Source organism: Paenarthrobacter sp. TE4293, from assembly GCF_050435325.1.
In the GTDB taxonomy this organism is placed as follows: Bacteria; Actinomycetota; Actinomycetes; order Actinomycetales; family Micrococcaceae; genus Arthrobacter; species Arthrobacter nitroguajacolicus_C.
The window spans coordinates 415823-436664 of the sequence record NZ_JBNJRY010000003.1 but is presented as its reverse complement, the minus strand read 5'-3'; the positions used below and the strand labels follow the sequence as shown (position 1 = coordinate 436664).

The window sequence follows — 20842 nt, the reverse complement described above, 5'->3', positions numbered from 1 at the left end:
AGTCTAGTAATGGCCTTAGCTGATGCAGAACTCGTTGCCCTCCGGGTCTGCCATGGTGTGCCATTCGTGGGGCCCCTGGCTGGCTGTCCAGAGGTGCTTGGCTCCCCGCGCCTCCAGCTGTTTCCGCACGTCATCCTTGTCCCGCCCGTTCAAGCGGACGTCCCAGTGCACGCGGTTCTTGACGGTCTTGTCGTGGGGATCGGTCTGGAACAGGATGCGCCGGCCGGTCGCGGGGTCCGTGTCCCCGGCAGGGACGATTGCGCAGCCTTCGGCCCACACCAGCTTGCCGTTGTGCGTGATGGTCTGGTCTTCGGTGGCGAACCCCTGCTCGATCATGGACCGGATGAACGTTTCGTCCTGTGGTTCCACCGTCCACTCGAGGGTCTCGGCCCACCAGTCGGCGAGCTCATGCGGATTCTTGCAGTCGACTGCGATCTGGATGTTCAGCGTCATGCCCTCCACGCTATTCCCGACGGCGGGTGGCGGGTAGCGCTCTGCGGACACTTTCGGTCCTAGTTGGGGAGGAGTTCCGGCGGGATGGCGTAGATGAGGACCACAGCCATGAGGTTCTTGGCAGCGTGGACAAAGTAGGAGAACATCAGGTTCTTCCCCGTCCACACGTAGACCGCCACGAGCACTACAGCCATGCCCAGATACGGTGCCAGGGCCGACAACACCAGGCCTTCACGGCCCACCACGTGGATGGAGGCGAAGACCACCACGGAGATCACGCAGCAGACCCAGATGTTCAGGTACTGCGACAACTTGCCGATCAGCAGATGCCGGAACAGGTACTCTTCGACGTAGGGTCCCAGGAGAACGAGCAGAGGCACCATGAGCCACGCCGGCACCTGTTGCAGGAGCCCCTGGATGCCGAGCTGGTTCTCCGAGCTTTGGGCGGTCCCGAAGGCCGCCACCAGGAGGGCGGTGAGAATGAGCATCACCACGATGGCCAGGGGGATCATGCCTAGGGTGAACCACGGCCGCGTGCCCAGGATCTTGAGGTCGCGGCCAACTACCCGCCAGGCTGAGGCCACCGCGAATATTCCGACACCGGCATAGAAGATCGCGTTGACGGCATACGACGCGGTGGCTGGTTCTGCAAAGAGTTGCAGCATCAGCCGTTCCACGGCTTCTCCCGCGAAGGTGAAGTACGCAGTGAAGCCGAGGTAGACGGCCACGGCGATGGCGTCGAGGGCAGTGAATCTGTAGAGAGGTGTCCTGGTGGAAAGAGTGCCCATGTGACCAGCCTAGCTTCGCCGGGCGGGGGGCAGGAACGGCCGGTCGGGCCCGGTTGCTGTCAGGAAAGGCCGGTGTCAGGACCGGCCGTGCTATGACTGGCCCGTCAGGGTCAAAGTGATGAGGACGCAGTTCAGGCCCACGATCAGCACGGCACTGGTCCAGCCGGCGATGCGCAGTGGCATGGAGTCGGTGTGGACGCCCATCACGTCCTTTTTCCCCGTCAATCGGATCAGCGGAATCAAGGCGAACGGGATGCCGAAGCTGAGCAGGACCTGGCTGAGTACCAGGGCCAGTGTCGGCTCGATGCCTGCGCCCAGGACTATGAGGGCGGGGATCAGGGTGATGACCCGACGTGTCAGCAGGGGGATCCGGATTTTGAGCAGGCCGCCCATGATGGTGGCGCCTGCATAGCAACCCACGGAAGTGGATGCCAGTCCCGATGCCAGCAGGCCGATGGCGAAAATCACTCCAATGGCCGGGCCAAGGGCGGAGGTTACTGCTGCGTGTGCGCCTGCGATGGTGTCGGTTCCTTCAATGCCACGAAGGCTTGACGCAGCAAGAAGGAGCATGGAGATGTTGACCACGCCTGCCAAGAGGAGGGCGCCCACAACGTCCACGCGGGTAGCGCGTATCAGCCGGGACCGGACCATGGGGTCCGGAGAGAAACCGTGCCTGTCGCGAGCCAGGGCGGAGTGCAGGTAGATGGCGTGGGGCATCACTGTGGCTCCGAGCATGCTTGCTGCCAGCAGGATGGTGTCAGTGCCTTCAAAGCGCGGAACCAACCCTCCCAGGGCACTGGCTGCATCCGGTGGATTGACGAACAGTCCTGAGACAAAGCCCACCGCAATCACGCCCAGCAGCACCAGGATGGCGTATTCGAACGATCTTTGTCCCTGCCGGGATTGGAGCGTCAGCAGCAACATGGACGCGATGCCCACTATGACGCCGCCGGCCAGGAGGGGAAGCCCGAACAGCAGATTCAAGGCAACGGCTCCACCAATGACCTCTGCCATGTCCGTAGCTCCGGCAACAACTTCGGCCTGCACCCAGTACAGCCGCCGCCGCTTGGTGCCCAGCCGTTTGCCAAGGATCTCCGGGAGGCTCATTCCGGTGGCGAGCCCGAGTTTGGCCGACTGGTACTGGACCAGGACCGCCATGGCATTGGCCACTACCAGCACCCAGACCAGCAAGTAGCCGTAGTTGGCCCCTGCAGTGAGGTTCGCGGCCACGTTTCCCGGGTCCACGTAGGCGATCGCTGCAACGAAGGCCGGCCCCAGCAGCAGCAGCCGTGACCATACTCTGCCGGATCCGGCACGTGTTTCCAGGGTGGGTGTAGCCATCAGGGTTCCTCGTCGTTGGGGGGTACTAGATATGAGGATACCGAAATTTAGGCATACCGAAAAGTTTTATTTAGGCAATCCGGTTCGTGTGTGACGTCTTGATTTCCCGACAGGGAACTTGACCCATCCGCTGGTCGCCGTCAGGCTGGAGCCATGAAGTCTTGAGCGCAGCCCCTTCTGCGGCTGCATCCCCAGTACCCACACGGCTTTTGCCACCCACTGCGGACTTGCGAGGATTCCTCTTGACTGACCACCTTCACCTTTCCGGCGTTACCCACGGCTATGGGGACCGCGAACTTCTCAATAACGTCGACCTCGTCATCCACCACGGCGAGCACGTGGCAATCGTTGGCGAAAACGGCGCCGGTAAATCGACGCTGCTGCGGCTGCTGTCCGGGGTGGAAACACCCGACGACGGCGCAGCCGGCCTCTCCGGCAACCCCGGCTATCGCGTGGGTTACCTCGCGCAGACCCACGGCTTCTCCGAATCCTTGACTGTAGGTGAGGCCATCGATTCGTCGTTGGCCTCGCTGCGATCCCTTGAAGCCCGCATCCTGGAGCTCGAGTCAGGACTGGCGGACGCCGATACCGAGGATCTCGAGCTGTACGGCAGCCTGCAAACGGAATATCAACTCCGCGAGGGCTACGCTGCCGAATCCCGGGTGGAAGCAGCGCTGGACAAACTGGGGCTGGGAGGCTTGGACCGCCGTCGGGCCCTTGGATCCTTGTCCGGCGGCGAGCAGGAGCGGGTGGCGCTCGCCTGCCTACTGGCCGATCCTGCCGAAGCGTTGCTCCTGGATGAGCCCACCAACCATCTTGACGCGAACGGCACAGCCTGGCTTGAGTCCCGCTTGGCGGCGCATCGCGGCACCGTGGTGGTGGTCTGGCACGACCGTGTCCTGCTGCGGAAAGTTGCCACCACCATTATCGAAGTGGACGCTGACCGGCGGTCCGTCAACCGCTACGGAAATGGTTACGAGGGCTACCTTCGCGAGAAAGCTGCCGAACGCGCGCGTTGGATCCAGCAATACGACAACTGGCTGGACGCCATGGCGGCCGAACGGCTGCAAGCCGCCACGATCGCCGACCGCATGGGCTACGGGCGCAAGCGCGACAATGACAAGATGGCGTTCGGATTCAAGGCCGGAACCTGGCAGAGCGCGGCCACCAGCAAGGTCCGCAACGCCCAGGAGCGGCTCCGTAGGCTCGAAGAGAATCCCATCGACAAGCCGCCCGTCCCGCTGAAACTCGCGGCGCCGTTACGGGCCGAGGCCGTGGGGACTCAGGCGGTGGAGGCTGCCGCGACCGCCTTGGAAGCCCATGGCGTCAGTGTCACGGGACGGCTCCAGCCAACCGACCTGAGGGTGGAAACCGGCCAAAAGGTGCTGATCACCGGGCCCAACGGTGCCGGCAAATCGACGCTGCTCTCCGTCCTGACGGGAAACCTTGAGCCAGCTGCGGGGTCGGTGACCGTCCACGGCAGCGTGGGCTACTTGCAGCAGGAACTCGACGTGCCTGCACGGCCTGGACTACGGTTGCTTCCTGCGTTTGCCGCCGGACTTGGTGGAAACATCGACGAACACGCAGAGGGCTTGCTTCGCCTGGGCCTGTTCAGGCCGGCTGAATTCCACGTCCCTGTCGGCGGCCTGTCTGCCGGGCAGCAACGCCGGCTCGCTCTCGCGCGGCTCCTCCTGGGTGGCTACCAGACCATGATCGTGGACGAACCCACCAACCACCTGGCGCCTGTGCTCGTGGAACAACTTGAGGGCGCGCTGGCATCATTTGCCGGAACGCTGGTGATCGTCAGCCACGATCGCGCCCTGGGGGAATGGTTCGATCACTGTGCCGCGGGCGCGGGTGCCGGTTCGTGGGTCCGCTACGGGATGCAGGGCGGGGGGTTGTTGTAGTCCCGACGCGTCAGGACCGTGGTGAGCTGTTCGCACAGCGATCGTTACTCCGTCGCCTCAACGCGGAAACACCGCATCGAGTGTCCTGAAACAAGGGCAGAGCACCATGGGAAGGGAACCGGCCGAAAGGACTTGTCCCGTGATCATCCAGAATCTCTTCCTGCAGGGCATCTACCACTTTGACGGTGCGGGACTGGATAAACCGGTTCCCATCCATGCCGAGCTCTCCCACTTCGTACCCGACGGCGTGATCAACCAGACCCTCTACTTCCGCGGAGGCAACTCAAGCCCGGAACTGATCACGGTGGTGCTGATGCGGGACCGTATCCCCATGCGGTATTTCCCGATCGGAGCCAAGGGCGATGTCCACATTCCGCTCAGGGTGGTGGAGGACACCGAGGGTGGATCGGTGATTGAGCTGTTCATCGTTGCGCCGATCGGGGTGCGGGGAACTGTCGTGGTGGATCTCGGCATGGTGGAGCACTGATGAAGCAGCGGCTGGTGGTGATCGGCAACGGAATGGCCGGGGCGCGGGCCGTCGAGGAGATCCTTGCCCGGGGTGGGGCGGACATGTTTCAGATCACCATGTTCGGCGATGAGCCCTACGGGAATTACAACCGGACCCGGTTGGGCCGCGTCCTGACCGGGGAGGACAGTGAGACGGATCTGGTCATCAACCCCCTGCAGTGGTACCGGCAGCATGACATCGCACTCCATACGGGCCGCCGGGTGGAACGGGTGGATAAGTTCAGCCGCCACGTCTTCGCTTCCAACGGCCGCGTGGTGGAGTACGACCTTCTGATCATCGCCACGGGCAGCCACTCGTTCCTGCCACCCATGGACGGGCTCCATACGCCCAGCGGAACCATCCGGCACGGAGTCTTCACCTTCCGCACTTTGGACGATGCGCGCAGGATGGTCCAGCTCGCCCGGCAAAAGGACCATCACCGCGCGGCAGTGATCGGAGGTGGCCCGTTTGGTCCCGAGGCGGCTCACGGCCTGGAAGCACAGGGCCTGGAAGTCGAGGTACATGCCGGAAGCCGGGCCACCGCGATCCTGGGATCAGACCGCATCGCCGGGTTGGGCTTCCGCGATCAACCCAACCTGGACTGCGACATGGTGGTGGTCACCGCAGGCATCAGGCCCAACGTGGATGTCGCCGTCGTGAGTGGCTTGGCAGTGGAGCGCGGCATCGTGGTGGACGACCACTTGAGGGTGATGGATGAAGAGGAGATTTACGGGGTCGGGGAGTGCGTCCAGCACCGCGGCGAGGTGTACGGGACGGTGCCGCCCCTGTGGGAGCAGGCAGCCGTCTTGGCCGACCATGTCACAGGTGTGGATCGTAGCTCCATGTACCTGGGAACCAGAACCCTTCCCCTCAACACCGCGGGGTCATTGCTGGCCCCTGCCGGCGGCAAATAAGCGGCGCAAACCACCCCGAGTTCTCTGGTCCTTGTTGCCTGCGTCACGGGCATTCGGGTTAATCCCGTAAGATAGACGGGTTGCGCGAAGCTTCGGCGTTCTGCGTTCTTTGTCACACTTCGGGACCTCCAAAGAGAAAAAGCTCGAATTTTGTGTGCCAAAGCCGCCCGTGTTCCGGCACTGGCGTAACACCTACAGCAACACCCCAACCCACAAGGAACAGCTGTGCCGCAAAGTACTCCCACAGATCTCCAGAGCTCCAAGGCCTCATCTGCAGCCTCGGACTCCAACCTCAGCGCCGAGGGATATCAGAAGACCCTGAGCCGCCGCCACGTCACCATGATCGCCATGGGTGGCGCTATCGGCGTCGGCCTGTTCATGGGCGCCGGTGGCCGTCTGGCCTCCACCGGCCCGGCCCTGATCTTCTCCTACGCCATTGCCGGCGTCATCGCATACCTGTTGATGCGCGCCCTCGGCGAACTCATCATGTACCGCCAGACCTCCGGCTCGTTCGTGAGCTACGCCGGCGAGATGTTCGGCAAGAAGGGCGCCTTCCTCTCCGGTTGGATGTACTTCATCAACTGGGCCATGACAGGCATTGCCGAGCTGATCGCGATCGGCCTGTACTTCCAGTTCTTCTTCCCCAACGTGCCCATTGAACTGTCCGCGATCGCAGCATTGGTGCTGCTGGTTGCCGTGAACCTGTTCAGCGTCAAGGCGTTCGGCGAGTTCGAGTTCTGGGCATCCTGCCTCAAGGTCGCGGCGATCGTGATCTTCCTGGCGGTTGGCACGTTCATGGTTGTCACCAACGCCAAGGTGGGCGATGGCAACGCCTCCGTGGCCAACCTCTTCCACGAAGACGGCGGCATGTTCCCCAAGGGCGGCCTGGTGATGATCCTGGTCCTCAACGCCGTGATCTTCGCTTACAACGCCATCGAGCTCGTCGGTATTACCGCTGGTGAGATGGAGAACCCGGAACGTGAAGTTCCCAAGGCGATCCGCGCCGTCGTGATCCGTATTGTGGTCTTCTACGTCGGTTCGGTGACGCTGCTCGCGATGCTGCTGCCGTCCGACCAGTACGTTGCCGGCACGTCGCCGTTCGTTACCGTGTTCGGCCAGATGGGCCTTGGCTGGATGGGCGACGTCATGAACATGATCGTCATCACCGCCGCGCTGTCCTCCTGCAACTCCGGTCTGTACTCGATCGGCCGCATTTTCCGCACCATGGCCAACAACGGCCACGCTCCGCAGTGGCTCACCAAGATGTCCACCCGGCATGTGCCGTACGCGGCCATCCTCGCCATTGGCGGCGTGTACCTCGTGGGCATCCTGCTCAACATCTGGCTGGGTGGGTCACACGCGTTCGACCTCGCGTTGAACACCGCGTCCATCGGCGTGATCTTCACGTGGGGTTCCATCTTCGCGAGCCAGATTGCCCTGCGGAAGAAGCGCGGCAACGTCTCGTCCCTGCCGATGCCCGGTTCCCCGTGGACCAGCTGGTTGGGCCTGGTGGCTCTGCTGGCCATTACCGTGCTTATCGGTTTCGATTCCATGACGGACAAAGAAACCGGCGAGGTCTTCCTGCTGGGCCTGTGGACCCTTGCCACTATCCCGTTCTTCGCCCTGATCCTGTGGCTCGGATGGCAGAAGGTCAAGAACAACGAGCCCAAGAGCGAGCTGTTCAGCTAGACGCTTCAAACACACGACGGCGCGTGCCTCCTTTCCGGGGGCACGCGCCGTTTCGCGTTGCGCACCTGGCGTTGTGGGGCCCGCTTTGCATGCTATTCGTGGCGCGAAGGGTGCAGAGCGGGCCTCGCAACGAGCCCTCCGGTTGGGAGTGTCAGTGCCCGGGTCTAGGCTCGATGTATGGAACACACCACCACCCTGACGCAGCACATTAAGGCCGGCCCGGAGAAAGTTTGGGCCGTCATCTCGGACATACCCGGCTCTGCCGGCACGCTCTCCGGCATCGACTCCATCCAGATGCTCAGCGAAGGACCGTACGGCGAGGGCACGCGCTGGAAGGAAACCCGCACCATGATGGGCAGGAAAGAAACCGTTGAGATGTGGGTTTCCGAGACTGACCCTCCCCGAAGCACTACGGTCAAGGCGCGTCAGGGTGGCGCGGACTACACCAGTCGCTTCAGCCTCGCCGGGCGCGGTGGCGGAACGGACCTCACCCTGACGTTCGGCGCCGAGGTCCTCAAGCCGTCCCTCCTGAGCAAGGTAGGCATGGCCCTTTTCGGGAAGATCGGCATGAGCATGACCCGCAAGGCCCTCGCCAAGGACCTGGCGGAGATCGCAGCGAAGGCGGAATCCCTCTGATGGCGGCTGCGAAGGTAGCAGCGCCCAAGATTTCGCCGGTCCGCTTGGAGGAACTGCGCGACGACGACGCTCCGGACTTCCAGCGGGGCGAAAGGTACGACGGCGTCCGGCTCACCCGCGTCTCTGCCGACGGGGAAGAACTGAGCGGCGCTGACTTCATCGAGTGCGAGTTCAACGGTGTGTCCTTCAATGAGGCCCAGCTGCGCGGGGCAACTTTTCGTGAATGCATCCTTGCCGAGCCCTATGCGCCGGTGTTTACCGCAGCGCGCAGCTCGTGGCAGGACGTGGAAATCAGCAATCCCCGGTGGGGGTCGGCCGAACTCTATGAGGGCAACTGGCGCTCGGTCAGAATCGACGGCGGCAAGCTGGATTACGTGAACCTGCGCGGTTCCAAGCTCATGGACGTGCAGATCTCGGATTGCATCATCAACGAGCTGGACCTGGGTGGTTGTGCCGGGACCCGTGTGGCGCTGAAGAATTGCACCATCGGCACGCTGGATGTCACCGGCGCCAAGCTCAAGGACGTGGACCTCAGGACCTCGGAATTCCGCGGAATCAACGGTCTTGCCGGCTTGGCCGGGGTGATTATCGACGATTATCAGTTGAGCCTCATGGCACCGCTGTTGGCAGGCCACCTGGGAATCCGTGTGATCTAAACCCTCGCGGGACGGTCCAGCAGGTTGCTTCATCTGTTGACCGTCCCGTGGGGCCGTGTAATCTTTATAGAACGAACGGTCGGTATATTATTCCGCGCCGATCCCTTTTCACTTTCGCGAAGGATGTTCTCATGGTCGAGGCTTTTCTTGTTGGCGGCGCACGCACGCCTGTAGGTCGCTACGGTGGGGCGCTGTCCTCCGTCCGCCCGGACGATCTTGCAGCGTTGGTGGTCCGGGAAGCGGTGGCGCGTGCCGGCGTCGATCCTGACTCCATTGACGAGGTCATCCTCGGGAACGCCAACGGCGCGGGCGAAGAAAACCGCAACGTTGCCCGCATGGCCACCCTCCTGGCCGGACTTCCCCTCCACATTCCCGGCATCACCGTGAACCGCCTCTGTGCCTCCGGCCTCAGCGCGATCATCATGGCCAGCCAGATGATCAAGTCGGGCGCCGCGGACATCGTGGTCGCCGGCGGCGTCGAGTCCATGAGCCGCGCACCGTGGGTCCAGGAGAAGCCATCCACGGCGTTCGCCAAGCCCGGCCCGATTTTCGATACGTCCATCGGCTGGCGCTTTGCCAACCCGCTCTTCACCAAGGGCGAACTTTCCCGTGACGGCAAGATGACGTACTCCATGCCGGAAACAGCGGAGGAAGTGGGCCGCGTGGACAACATCTCCCGCGAGGACGCTGATGCCTTTGCCGTCCGCTCGCACGAGCGCGCCCTGGCGGCCATCGCGGGTGGACGCTTCAAGGACGAGATCGTTCCGGTGACGGTGAAGACCCGTAAGTCCGAGACCGTGGTGGACACCGATGAGGGGCCACGCGAGGGCACCACCATGGACGTCCTGGCTGGGTTGCGGCCCGTTGTCCCCGGCGGGTCAGTTGTCACCGCCGGCAACTCCTCCACCCTCAACGACGGCGCGTCGGCCATCATCGTCGCGTCCGAGGCAGCCATCAAGAAGTTTGGGCTGACCCCTCGCGCACGGATCATCGACGGCGCCTCTGCAGGTTGCGAGCCGGAAATCATGGGCATCGGTCCGGTTCCGGCCACGCAGAAGGTCCTGGCCCGCACCGGGATCACCGTCGAGCAGCTGGGCGCGGTAGAACTCAACGAAGCTTTCGCCACGCAATCGCTGGCCAGCATGCGACGCCTCGGACTGGATCCGGACATTGTGAACAACGACGGCGGCGCCATCAGTTTGGGACACCCGCTCGGTTCCAGCGGCTCACGGATTGCGATCACGCTGCTGGGCCGCATGGAGCGCGAACTCGCCTCGGTTTCCGGGCCGAAGCTGGGGTTGGCGACCATGTGCATCGGCGTTGGCCAGGGCACCGCGATGCTTCTGGAGGGTGTGTAAATGGCACTGAATGCGGAAGACTTCACCACCCTTCTCATCGAGGAACGCGAGGACCGCCTCACTGTTCTGCTGAACCGTCCCGAGGTCCGCAACGCGATTGACCAGACCATGGTGGACGAGCTTCATCTGGTCTGCGCTGAGCTTGAGCGGAATCCGAAGGTCCTCATCATTGCCGGGACTGAAGGCGTGTTCGCCTCCGGCGCGGACATTGGCCAGCTGCGCGAACGCCGCCGGGACGATGCTTTGCAGGGGATCAACTCCACGATCTTTGTGCGCATCGCCAAGTTGCCCATGCCCGTTATTGCCGCTTTGGACGGATTTTGCCTGGGCGGGGGAGCTGAGCTCGCCTACGCTGCCGACTTCCGCATCGGTACTCCGAGTGTCCGGATCGGCAACCCCGAGACCGGGTTGGGAATCCTTGCAGCCGCCGGAGCCAGCTGGCGGCTCAAGGAACTCGTGGGCGAACCGAAGGCCAAGGAAATTCTCCTGGCCGGTGCCGTGCTGCGGGCAGAAGAGGCACTGCGGATCAGCCTCATCACGGAGATCCATGAAGCGCCCGAACTGATGGACGCGGCGCACAGGCTGGCGGATCGGATCGGCCGCCAGGATCCCTTGGCAGTGCGGATCACCAAATCCGTGTTCCATGCTCCGGCTGAAGCCCACCCGCTGATCGACACCCTTGCCCAGGGAATTCTCTTTGAGTCCCAGGCCAAGTTTGATCGTATGCAGGCTTTCCTTGATAAGAAGTCGGCCAAGGCTTCCCAAGACACCTCCGTTCCCACTTCTGCCAACGACGACAGGACCCAGAAATGACAGCAGTTCCCGCCATCCCGCACGTCGTTGGAGTCCTCGGTGGGGGACGGATGGGCGCTGGCATCGCGCACGCCTTCCTTACCAAGGGAGCCACAGTGATCGTGGTGGAACGCGATCATGAGGCAGCCGCCGGAGCGCAAGGACGTGTGGCTGAAGCAGTCGCCAAGTCCGCAGCCCGGGGGACCCTGACCGAGACCCCCGAAGAAGCCATGGCCCGCTTCAGCACCTCCACTGACTACGCCTCGTTCATCCACTGCGGACTCGTGGTGGAGGCGGTACCCGAGGACTACGACCTCAAAGTGGCGGCGCTGAAATCGGTGGAGGAGCACTTGTCAGCCGATGCTTTCCTGGCGTCGAATACGTCCTCGCTCTCCGTCACGGGACTCGCCGCCGAACTGCGGCGACCCGCCAACTTCGTGGGGCTCCACTTCTTCAACCCTGTGCCCGCGTCCACCCTCATTGAAGTGGTGCTGGCCAAGGAGACGTCTCCCGAACTCGCTGTTGCGGCGAAAAGCTGGACCGAGGCACTCGGCAAGACCGCCGTCGTCGTTAATGATGCGCCCGGCTTCGCCTCGTCCCGCCTGGGTGTGGCCATCGCCTTGGAGGCGATGCGCATGGTTGAAGAGGGTGTTGCGTCGGCAGAGGACATCGATGCCGCGATGGTGCTTGGCTACAAGCACCCCACTGGCCCGCTCAAGACCACTGACATTGTTGGGCTGGACGTCCGGCTGGGGATTGCCGAGTACCTGCACTCCACGCTCGGGGACCGTTTCGCTCCGCCGCAGATCCTGCGCGACAAAGTGGCGCGTGGAGAGCTCGGACGGAAGACAGGCAAGGGGTTCTTCGACTGGAACGACTGATGCCCGCGGGCGGTTAGGCTAACCGGGTGACTTCTATCGAACCCATCACCCTGACCGGAAAATTCGTGACGCTGGAACCGTTGAGCATGGAACACCATGACGGACTGGTTGACGCTGCGCGCGATGGTGAACTCTGGAAGCTTTGGTACACCTCGGTTCCCGCGCCCGAGGGCATGGCCGCAGAGATCGATCGGCGCCTCGCTCTCCAGGCCCAAGGGTCCATGGTGCCTTTTGCTACGCGCTCCAACGCAACGGGCAAGCTCATCGGCATGACGACGTATATGAACATCGACGCCGTAACTCCCCGGGTGGAGATCGGCTCGACGTGGAACGCTGCGTCGGCACACGGAACCGGCACCAACCCTGATTCCAAGCTGCTGCTCCTCCGGCACGCCTTCGAAACACTGGGCTGCCCGGCTGTGGAGTTCCGCACCCACTGGCTGAACCAGCAGTCCCGCGATGCCATTGCCCGGCTCGGCGCCAAGCAGGACGGCGTGCTCCGCAACCACTCGCGAAGCGCCGACGGAGCCCTCCGCGACACCGTGGTTTTCTCCATCCTTGAGCACGAGTGGCCGGCTGTGCGCAACGGCCTGGAGTTCCGCCTGGCCAGGTACGGGGCCTAAGCGCGAACACTGGCCTGTGAGGGTGCGCTGAGGGGCGGGTTCAGGGCTGTATAAGCTGTATGAGCCCTGTAGTCCGGGAACCCGCACCTCAACGAATGGTCACGCCCGCGCGACCGTCACAACACCACGCTGTCGCCGGCCAACGCACTCCGAACCGACGTCCAGGACTTCAACACCTCCAGTACGCCGGGATCCCGCTCGGCGACCATGGCCTGTTGGTACGAGTCCTCAAGCAAGGCATCCACGGACACCCGGGCGCCGGTGGAGGCACTGAGGATCGCTGCCTCCACCATGGCCAGGCTCATGATGTTCTGGTGCACGCGTCCCATGGGTGTCGTCCCGGTGCGCAAAGCGGCCACGAAGTCCCGCAGGGAACCGGCAATTTCCTGTCCCGGGTCCTCGGAGGGAGCCGTGCCGGTAGGAACAGAAGACACCGGTTCGTTGTCGCCATCCCAGAGGACAGTGCCGTGCTCACCGCTGATCCGCCAGGAAGCGTTCCAGGAGGTTTCCTGTCCCGGGCTGCACCAACTTCCGGTGAACACGAACCGCTCGCCACCGGTCATCTCGAAAATGGCCGTCGAGCCGGCATCGCCGCTGTACCAGCTCCACGAAGGGTTGTACTCCTCGCAGAACACTGAGACAGGATCGGCGTCGAGCAGGAAACGAGCCATGTCGAACTGGTGGATGGCCATATCCAGCAGCAGCGGGTGGTCCATGGCGTCCCGGAATCCTCCGAAGCGCGGGGCCTTGAAGAACTCGGCGGAGACAATGCCTATGGACCCCAGGGCAGAAGACCATCGCTTGGCCGAGAACAGATGCTTGTTGTAACGCCGGGACTGGCTGACCATGAACAGCTGGCCGTGAAGTTCAGCAGCAGCAGCCAAGGAAAGCCCCTGCGCCACCGTCGACGCCACCGGCTTCTCGCCGAGAACCGGTAAACCGGCTGCCAGTGCTTCGGCGGTGACCGGATGGTGCGCGGCCGGGATGGTGACGTTGATGACAGCCTGGGCGCCGACGTCGGACGCCAGCTGGGCAGTCCCGGCGCCAACCGGGAGGTCGGGACGACCCAACGACGCCGCAGCGTCAGCGGCCGCCGGCAGATCAAGGTCCACGATCCCGGCGAGCTCCACCAGCGGCGATTCCTCAACCGTCCGGAGCCACGCGCGGCCCATGCCCCCGGCACCTACAACGATGGCGCGAAGGGGAGTGCCGTCGTCGGGAAGGGTGGCGAAAGGCGGGTTCACGCGTTGGCTCCCTGGTAGCTCTTGCCGTTGAAGAAGTCGTTGGTTTCGTAGCGGAGCAGCTCCGGCACGGCGCGTTCGGGACGGTCGGTGACGGCCCACTCCACGGCGTTGGCGATGACCCGCCGGACGTCCTTGTGGTGATAGACGGGGTAGTCCTGGTCGCCGGGGCTGAAGAAGAAGATCTTGCCGTGGCCGCGGCGGAACGTGCAGCCGGAGCGGAACACTTCGCCGCCGCTGAACGAGCTGATGAACACCAGTTCCTCGGGTGTGGGGATGTCGAAGAACTCGCCGTACATCTCCTGCTGCGGGATCTCGATCGGGTGGGGAATGCCCTTGGCAATCGGGTGCGTGGGGTCCACGGTCCAGACAAGCTCGCGGTCCTGCTCGGAGCGCCAACGCAGGGTGCACGAGGTCCCCATGAGTTTGGTGAAAATCTTGGACCAATGACCGGAGTGCAGCACGATCAGGCCCATACCGGCCAGGACGTGGCGGTGGACGCGCTCCACGATCTGGTCGTCAACGTCCGCATGGGACATGTGCCCCCACCACGTCAGGACGTCGGTGTCGGCGAGGACTTCTTCGGTGAGGCCATGGTCTGGTTCGTCCAGGGTTGCGGTCCGGACCACGACGCCGGAACCCAGGTTCTCCTCGATGCCCGCCTTGACGGCGCCGTGCATGCCGTCCGGGTACAGGCGTGCAACCAGTTCGTCGCGCTTCTCATGGCGGTTTTCGCTCCACACTGTGACGCGAAGAGGCTTGTTGTCAGTCATGGTGTTCTCCTTCTAGGTGGAAAGCGGTCTACTTGACCGCACCGCCGGTGGTGCCGGCGGCGATGTATTTTTGGGCCGCGACCAGCAGGACGATGGCCGGGATGGAAGCGAGTACCGCCGTCGCCATGACCGAGCTCCAGTCGTTCACGTAGGCGCCGATGTATTGGAAGATGCCCAGTGTTACGGGCCGGACTGCCTCCGTGGTGGTCAGGGTCAGGGCGAACAGGAAGTCGCTCCAGGCGAACAGGAACGTAAACAGGCCTGCGGTGATCAGGGAGTTCCGGCTCAGCGGCAGCACGATCGACCAGAACGCCCGGACGTGTCCCGCTCCGTCCACCCGGGCCGCCTCGATGACCGATGCCGGCATGCCGTTCATGAACGCCCGGATGATGAGGATGGCGAACGGAATGCCGTGGGCCGAATCTGCCAGAATCAGGCCGGGGATGGAGTTGAGCAGGCCGAGGTCGTTGTAGGCGGTGTACAGGGCGTTGGCCACCACGATCCCCGGGATCATTTGACTGATGAGGATCGCGAACAGGACCACGCCGGCGCCACGGACCTTGAAGTAGGCCAAGGCGTAGGCCGCCGGGGCTGCAATGGCCAGGCTCAGCGCTACGCTTCCCAGCGAAATGATGAGGCTGGTGCCGAGGTTGCCGGCTTGCTCATTGATGGCCGTGGCGTATCCGGTGAAATCGGGCTTTACCGGGAACCACGAGGTCTCCAGCGTAGTGCCGTTGGGCTGGAGGGACGCGTTGACCATCCAGTACACGGGGAACAGCATGATGGCCAGGAAGACAAGGGCCAGTGCCGTGTACCCCCAGTTCTTGCGTCCGGTTGCTTTCAAACCGATGGCTTTTCCACCGGCGCGCCGGAGGGCAGGTGCTTTCAGTGCGGTTGTCATGCTTTCCTCACTCGTCTACGGCGCGTCGGCTGGCCCGCAAGTACAGGACTGCGAAGACCAGGGAGATGATCACCAGCACGTTCCCCAAGGCGGCACCTTCACCGAACTTGAACTCGTGGAAGGACAGGTTGTACGACTGGGTCGCGATGGTTTGGGTGGAGTTGGCGGGCCCGCCGTTGGTGAGGCCGAGGATGATGTCCAGCACTTTGAGGGTGTAGACCACTCCGAGAACCAGTACTACGCTGACCACGGGCCGCAGCATGGGCCAGGTGATGTGGCGGAAGGCCTTCCACCCGGTGGCGCCGTCCAGGGACCCGGCCTCGTAGAGCTCATCCGGGATTTCCTGAAGCCCGCCGTAGAGGATGGTCAGGTTGAACGGGATGCCGATCCAGATGTTCACCCCCACCACGGCAATCAGCGCCAGCGAGGTGCTGGTCAGCCACGGGATACCGGTGTCGATGATGCCGAGGTCGCCCAGGAACCGGTTCAACGCACCGCTGTCCTTGTCCAGGATCCAACGCCACACCGCGCTCGACACGATCAGCGGCAGGAGCCACGGCAGCAGGAGCAATGACCGCAGGATGCCGTTGAGCGGGAACTTGCGCTGGAAGAAGATCGCCAGGGCCAGGCCGATCACGAACTGACCCACTATCGAACCGATGGTGAACAGTACGGTGTTCAGCAGCGAGGTTGAAAACAACGACGACGACAGTACAGTCACGTAGTTGGCGAAGCCTACCCACGGGGCTTCCCCTGTGAAGAACGTGGAGGTGGTGTACTCCTGGAAACTCATGATGACGTTCTTGATGACCGGGTATCCGAAGAACAGCGTCATGTAGACCACCGCGGGAATCAGGAACAGCCACTGGAAGATGCGCTCGCGGCGTTTGCGGGTGCGCCGCCGCGGCGGTTGTTGCCCGGGCGCTGATGCCTGTCTGGTGGCAGCCTTCCCTGCGGCGGACCCCGCAGTAGCCGATAAGTCGGTTGTCAGTGACATGGCAGATGCCTACTGGCCCTGGGCTTGCTTGAGGGCTTCAGCCGGCGAGGCGTTGCCCGTCAGTGCGGTTTGAATGGCGGTGTAGATCTTGGTGGCCTGGGCGGGCCACTCTTCCCCGAGTTGTCCGGTGCGGGCACGGGCTGTCTTGATGAGCTCCGTGAACGTCGCGAGTTTGGGATTGTCGGCGGCGAACTTGTCCGACAAGGTGGTCTTGGACGGAATGGTGTTGCGGGCCGTGGCCATGGCGAGTTGGTTCTCGTCACTGTTGAGGCAGGCAACCAGCTCGGCTGCTTTGGCCTGGCGGGCCTTGTTTCCAGTCTGGGGAACCGTCCACACCTCGCCTCCGAGGGGTGCAACTGCTGTTTGGCCGGCTTCACGGACAGGGATCTTCACCACGCCGTACTGCAGGGTGGGCTGCTTATCCAGGGCCGGGATCTGCCACGGACCGTTCACCATCATGGCTGCCTTGCCGGCGAGGAACTGGTCCTTCACATCGGCCTGGGTCCAGTTCAGCGCAGAGGATGATACTGAGCCGCTCTTCACCAAATCCGTCCAGAGTTGCAGGGCCTCTTCGGTTTCCGTGGTGTCGATCTTCTTCTCGTCGCCACCGTTGGACCACATGACGGGAAGGAACTGCCAGGTGCCCTCATAGGTGGGGTTGGCGTTGAAGGCAAGGCCGTATTGATCGCCTGCCGTGAGCTTGGCCGCCGCTGCTTTGAGCTCGTCCCAAGTGGTGGGAGGTGTAACCCCGGCCTTGTCCAGAATGTCCTTGTTGTAGAACAGGGCAATGGTGTTCACTGTGGGTGCCAGGCCGTAGACCTTGTCCTTGTAGGTGCCGGCGCTCAGCACGCCTTCGGCGAAATTCTCCGTGCTGACCTTGAAGTCGGACAGGGGAGCCAGCGCACCGGTGGCGGCAATCTGCTGAAGATCGGGATTGTCCAGCATGAGGACATCAGGCAGGGTCTTGGAGGACGACTGTTGGAGCACCTTGGAAATGAGCGACTTACCGGGCACGGTCTCGCGCTTGATGGTGACGCCCAATTGCGTGCCGCACTTGGTGAGTGCGTCGCCAATGAATGACTTGTCCGGCTCGTTGTTGTAGTAGTCCATCACGGAGATTTCGGTGACGGCTTCCGTTGACGATGCTGCTGTGGTGCCGCAGGCTGAGAGCGCCAGGGGCAAGCCGACCAAGGCAGCGACGGCGAGGGCGAGCGGACGGCGTGTCCTTTGTGCTGACTTCATTGTCTGTTCCTTTTTCTGGAGATCGATTTATCGATGCGTATCGACGATGCGCATCGATAATGTCGGAAACGGATGTAGTGCAGTGGTGCTGAGAGGGGTCTAGCTGCCGTGGGGTGGACGGAGCGTACTTGAACGGTGCGTAATGACCGTGGGTACCAATTCCAGGGATTCGGATGGTCCCTGGGTATCGGCTTCGAGGAGATCGCAAATAATCTTGACGGCGCGGCGTGACACTTCAGCCGGGCGAAGATCGATGGTGGACAGCGGAATCGGCTGGAGTTCAGCAAGGGTTGGCGAGGCGCTGCCAATAACGGAGACGTCCACGCCGGGGGTGAGCCCGCGGGCGGCCAGTGCACGGCGCAGGATGTCCTGGACGGTGCGGTCCGGCGCTATGAAGGCCGGCTTGCCGTGGGAGGAGGCCAATGCCCTGTCCACGGAATCTGTGATGATGGTGACGTCCGCGCCGCCAGGGAGATGCTGCGCCGTGACACCCAGTTTTTCGGCGGCGGCATCCACGCCTCCCATGAACCGTTCCACGTAGTTCACATGGCGTGCTACCACGGCCGGCTGCCAGTCGATGATGGAAATGACCTCGTGACCGGCTGCGGCCAAGTCCTGGACGCAGTGCCGACCCGCCATCTCAAAGTCCGCGTCGATGCAGACCAGTCCCGTGGGGTCCCGGGGGATCCCGATCAGCACCACAGGGACATTCAGGCTCCGGGCGAGAGGGAGTCGTTCGTCCTCGTCTTCAACCTGCATGAGGATCAGGCCGTCGCAGATCTGTTGGCCGACCACCCGGCGCAGCCCGGCGGCACCTTCGTCCTCGGTCACCAACAGGATGTCGTGATCGAATTGCCGTGCCGTGGAAGCGATCACCGAGACGAACTCCATGATCGAGCCCATTTCCAGCTCAGGGATAAACGGAATGACCAGGCCGATCACGTGCGTTCTGCGTCCAGCCAACGCCCGTGCTCCGGCGTTGGGCTGGTAGGTGAGTTGCTCGATGGCGTCCTCGACCTTTTTCCGCGTTTTCTCGGAGATCGGGCGCTTGCCGCTCAAGACGTAGGAAACTGTGCTCTGAGCTACTCCGGCGGCCTGGGCGACGTCCTTGCTGGTGGGCACGGCCTGACCTCCTTGCGCTCGTTGCTGAACAGTTCCTGCGGGTTGTCGATGCGTATCGTCGATGCGCATCGAGAATGAGTATGACATGGGTCACGTGGACTCCACAAGGGTCACGGTTGATCTCCTGGCCCGGCACTGCCGTCAGCGCCCTCCGGTGTGCTTACATGGCTTCATGGAGGGGACACCTGGGACTCACGAAAGCGTCCACTGGGACGGGGCCGTCAACGCATGGCGGATCGCTGGTGACGTGTACCGGATGGGACGGCACGAGTGGGTCACCGAGGCTGGATGGCAGCAGATGTACGACGACGGCGTCCGCACCGTGATCGATCTGCGCGCCTCCCGCGAGAGGCGCCAACGCGACACCGATCCTGAGGTGCCGGACGAGGTTAAGGCGCGTATCGACGTCGTGCATTGCCCCACGGAAGATCCTGATCACCGCCGCTTCAGCGAGTTGTTCGGCCCTTACCTAAAGGACCCTGCGCAGTACGCGGACTATCTCCAGGTTTTCGCGGACAAGGTTGCCGCCGTTTTTATGGCGATTGCGGCGTCGCCCGGCAAGGTGGTGGTTCATTGCTCGGCGGGAAGGGACCGCAGCGGGGTGATTGCGCTGATGCTGCAGAGGCTGGCGGGACTCAGCGACGACGACATCGTGCGGGGCTACGAGCTCGCGGCCCGGGGAATCAACGAACGGCATCGAACACACGGTGCGCCGCACGCGCACGACCCGTACCTTCCCGATGACGAACTCGAGACCATGCTGGACAAGAAGCGGGCAGGCCTGCGGGGTTTCCTGAAGGAGCTCGATGTGGTGGGTTTCCTCAGGGCCAACGGGGTTGCGGAACACGAGGTGGACGCGCTGAGGTCCAAGCTCGGTTGCGGGGCCACCACCGCTGCTACCATGCAGGATTGATCACACTTTCCCCCAACGGAATGGACCCGCTATGAACGCCGGTGCCCGCGTCACCATCGTGACCCGAACCAAGAACCGCCCGATTTTCCTGGCCCGGGCCCTCGATGACATCTTCGCGCAGACATTCCAGGATTTTGAGCTGGTAATTGTGAACGACGGCGGCAACCCGGCCGACGTCGATCGCCTCACCTCCCAGCGGTCTGACGATGAGCAGGCGCGCATGACGACGCTCCACCACCCCGTGTCCGTGGGTATGGAAGCTGCATCGAATGCGGGCATCAAGGCCGGCAGCGGCGAGTTCATCGTGATCCACGATGACGACGACTTCTGGGCGCCGGACTTCCTTCGGAGCACCGTCGCCTACTTGGACGACCCTGTGCATGGGGCGGAAAGCGGCGTCATGGTCCGGACTGAGATCGTCATCGAAGAACTGGTGGAGGACCGGATCGAGCCGATCCGCCGGGAGATCTTCTGGGCGGACATGCAGCAGATCACCCTCGCGGACATGTTGAAGATCAACCGGGCCGTCCCCATTTCCTTCCTGTACCGCCGCAGCCTCCACGATGCCGTGGGCTACTACAACGAAGACCTCCCGGTGGTTGGCGACTGGGAATTCCACTTGCGCGTCCTCAGCCACTCGCGGGTGGGATTCCTCGACGGCGAACCACTCGCGTTTTGGTCGCAGCGGCCCGAATCCGAGGGACATGACGGCAACAGCATCTTCGCCAAGGCAGCCGAACACGCCCGCTACGATGCCCTGGTGCGCGATGAACATCTCCGCGACGGTGTCGCACAGGGAGGGCTCGGCGGCATGCTGTACCTGACCCGCGTCCTGGCTGAGCAGGAAGAGCTCATCCGCGCGCAGGAGCGTCGCCTCGACGAGGCAGGTGCCAAGCTTGACCACGTGCTGGAGCGGCTCGACGCCCTGAACCAGACGGTCATTGCCCGGACCAGCGTGGGGGAGTTCCTCAGGAAGCCGCTGCTGCTGGCGAAGAAGTTGGGCGGCAAGGGCTAAAGCTGCCCGCTGGGGCGTCCCGGGCAGGGGGCGTCCCGGGCAGGGGGCGTCCCGCAAAATAACTGCTGTACTCCTCCGGGCATTCATGTACC

Annotated in this window: 21 protein-coding genes; 12 read left to right on the top strand and 9 right to left on the bottom strand. The window is 63.3% G+C overall.

Features of this window, described 5'->3' with window-relative positions:
* Window positions 1–15: 15 nt before the first annotated feature.
* The 3 genes from QF015_RS08310 to QF015_RS08300 form a co-directional block, all read right to left on the bottom strand.
* Window positions 16–453, bottom strand: a complete 438-nt coding sequence (locus tag QF015_RS08310) for a VOC family protein (protein WP_310206749.1) — start codon at window positions 451–453, stop codon at window positions 16–18.
* Between the two features lie 59 nt (window positions 454–512).
* The gene (locus tag QF015_RS08305; RefSeq protein ID WP_429388322.1) at window positions 513–1241 is read right to left on the bottom strand and encodes a CPBP family intramembrane glutamic endopeptidase; all 729 of its coding nucleotides are present in this window, start codon (window positions 1239–1241) and stop codon (window positions 513–515) included.
* Between the two features lie 90 nt (window positions 1242–1331).
* Complete coding sequence (locus QF015_RS08300) at window positions 1332–2582, bottom strand: Nramp family divalent metal transporter (protein WP_310206742.1); 1251 nt, start codon at window positions 2580–2582, stop codon at window positions 1332–1334.
* A 242-nt stretch (window positions 2583–2824) separates the two neighbouring features.
* Here QF015_RS08300 and QF015_RS08295 point away from each other — a divergent pair, with 242 nt between their 5' ends.
* The 10 genes from QF015_RS08295 (at window position 2825) to QF015_RS08250 (ending at window position 12546) form a co-directional block, all read left to right on the top strand.
* Window positions 2825–4489 (top strand): ABC-F family ATP-binding cassette domain-containing protein, encoded by a 1665-nt coding sequence (locus QF015_RS08295; protein ID WP_429388319.1) that lies wholly within the window; start codon window positions 2825–2827, stop codon window positions 4487–4489.
* Window positions 4490–4628: 139 nt separating this feature from the next.
* Complete coding sequence (locus QF015_RS08290) at window positions 4629–4976, top strand: molybdopterin oxidoreductase (protein ID WP_310206736.1); 348 nt, start codon at window positions 4629–4631, stop codon at window positions 4974–4976.
* On the top strand, window positions 4976–5911 hold the full coding sequence (locus tag QF015_RS08285) for an NAD(P)/FAD-dependent oxidoreductase (RefSeq protein WP_429388316.1): 936 nt from the start codon (window positions 4976–4978) through the stop codon (window positions 5909–5911). Before QF015_RS08290 ends, QF015_RS08285 begins: the two co-directional genes overlap by 1 nt.
* A gap of 225 nt (window positions 5912–6136) precedes the next feature.
* On the top strand, window positions 6137–7600 hold the full coding sequence (locus QF015_RS08280; protein WP_310206731.1) for an amino acid permease: 1464 nt from the start codon (window positions 6137–6139) through the stop codon (window positions 7598–7600).
* A gap of 177 nt (window positions 7601–7777) precedes the next feature.
* Complete coding sequence (locus tag QF015_RS08275) at window positions 7778–8236, top strand: SRPBCC family protein (RefSeq protein WP_429388313.1); 459 nt, start codon at window positions 7778–7780, stop codon at window positions 8234–8236.
* Complete coding sequence (locus QF015_RS08270; RefSeq protein WP_310206725.1) at window positions 8236–8892, top strand: pentapeptide repeat-containing protein; 657 nt, start codon at window positions 8236–8238, stop codon at window positions 8890–8892. The genes QF015_RS08275 and QF015_RS08270 overlap by 1 nt, the downstream gene beginning before the upstream one ends.
* Before the next feature lie 131 nt (window positions 8893–9023).
* A complete protein-coding gene (locus QF015_RS08265; protein ID WP_429388311.1) occupies window positions 9024–10250 on the top strand; it encodes a thiolase family protein in 1227 nt (408 codons plus the stop codon).
* The gene (locus QF015_RS08260; protein ID WP_429388308.1) at window positions 10251–11063 is read left to right on the top strand and encodes an enoyl-CoA hydratase/isomerase family protein; all 813 of its coding nucleotides are present in this window, start codon (window positions 10251–10253) and stop codon (window positions 11061–11063) included.
* Window positions 11060–11923, top strand: a complete 864-nt coding sequence (locus tag QF015_RS08255; protein ID WP_429388305.1) for a 3-hydroxyacyl-CoA dehydrogenase family protein — start codon at window positions 11060–11062, stop codon at window positions 11921–11923. The genes QF015_RS08260 and QF015_RS08255 overlap by 4 nt, the downstream gene beginning before the upstream one ends.
* A 26-nt stretch (window positions 11924–11949) precedes the next feature.
* Window positions 11950–12546 carry a GNAT family N-acetyltransferase gene (locus QF015_RS08250; protein WP_429388304.1) on the top strand — a complete coding sequence of 199 codons (597 nt, stop codon included), beginning with the start codon at window positions 11950–11952 and terminating at the stop codon, window positions 12544–12546.
* 116 nt (window positions 12547–12662) lie between these two features.
* Here the strand turns inward: QF015_RS08250 and QF015_RS08245 are convergent, their stop codons facing one another.
* The 6 genes from QF015_RS08245 to QF015_RS08220 all read right to left on the bottom strand — a co-directional run bounded on the left by QF015_RS08245 (window position 12663) and on the right by QF015_RS08220 (window position 18822).
* Window positions 12663–13790 (bottom strand): Gfo/Idh/MocA family protein, encoded by a 1128-nt coding sequence (locus QF015_RS08245; RefSeq protein WP_429388301.1) that lies wholly within the window; start codon window positions 13788–13790, stop codon window positions 12663–12665.
* Window positions 13787–14560 (bottom strand): ThuA domain-containing protein, encoded by a 774-nt coding sequence (locus QF015_RS08240; protein ID WP_310206709.1) that lies wholly within the window; start codon window positions 14558–14560, stop codon window positions 13787–13789. The genes QF015_RS08245 and QF015_RS08240 overlap by 4 nt, the downstream gene beginning before the upstream one ends.
* A gap of 28 nt (window positions 14561–14588) precedes the next feature.
* Window positions 14589–15461, bottom strand: a complete 873-nt coding sequence (locus tag QF015_RS08235; protein ID WP_429388298.1) for a carbohydrate ABC transporter permease — start codon at window positions 15459–15461, stop codon at window positions 14589–14591.
* Between the two features lie 7 nt (window positions 15462–15468).
* Window positions 15469–16458: a carbohydrate ABC transporter permease gene (locus QF015_RS08230; RefSeq protein ID WP_429388296.1), complete on the bottom strand. Its 990-nt coding sequence runs from the start codon at window positions 16456–16458 to the stop codon at window positions 15469–15471.
* 9 nt (window positions 16459–16467) lie between these two features.
* Window positions 16468–17700 carry a sugar ABC transporter substrate-binding protein gene (locus QF015_RS08225; protein WP_310206701.1) on the bottom strand — a complete coding sequence of 411 codons (1233 nt, stop codon included), beginning with the start codon at window positions 17698–17700 and terminating at the stop codon, window positions 16468–16470.
* Window positions 17701–17799: 99 nt separating this feature from the next.
* Window positions 17800–18822, bottom strand: coding sequence for a LacI family DNA-binding transcriptional regulator (locus tag QF015_RS08220; RefSeq protein ID WP_310206698.1), 1023 nt, complete (start codon window positions 18820–18822; stop codon window positions 17800–17802).
* 172 nt (window positions 18823–18994) lie between these two features.
* On the opposite strand from QF015_RS08220, the gene QF015_RS08215 reads away from it, so the two are divergent.
* Together QF015_RS08215 and QF015_RS08210 are read left to right on the top strand one after the other, a co-directional pair.
* Window positions 18995–19735, top strand: coding sequence for a tyrosine-protein phosphatase (locus tag QF015_RS08215; RefSeq protein ID WP_310206694.1), 741 nt, complete (start codon window positions 18995–18997; stop codon window positions 19733–19735).
* A 31-nt stretch (window positions 19736–19766) separates the two neighbouring features.
* Window positions 19767–20750, top strand: a complete 984-nt coding sequence (locus QF015_RS08210; protein WP_429388291.1) for a glycosyltransferase family 2 protein — start codon at window positions 19767–19769, stop codon at window positions 20748–20750.
* The last annotated feature ends 92 nt before the right edge of the window (window positions 20751–20842 follow it).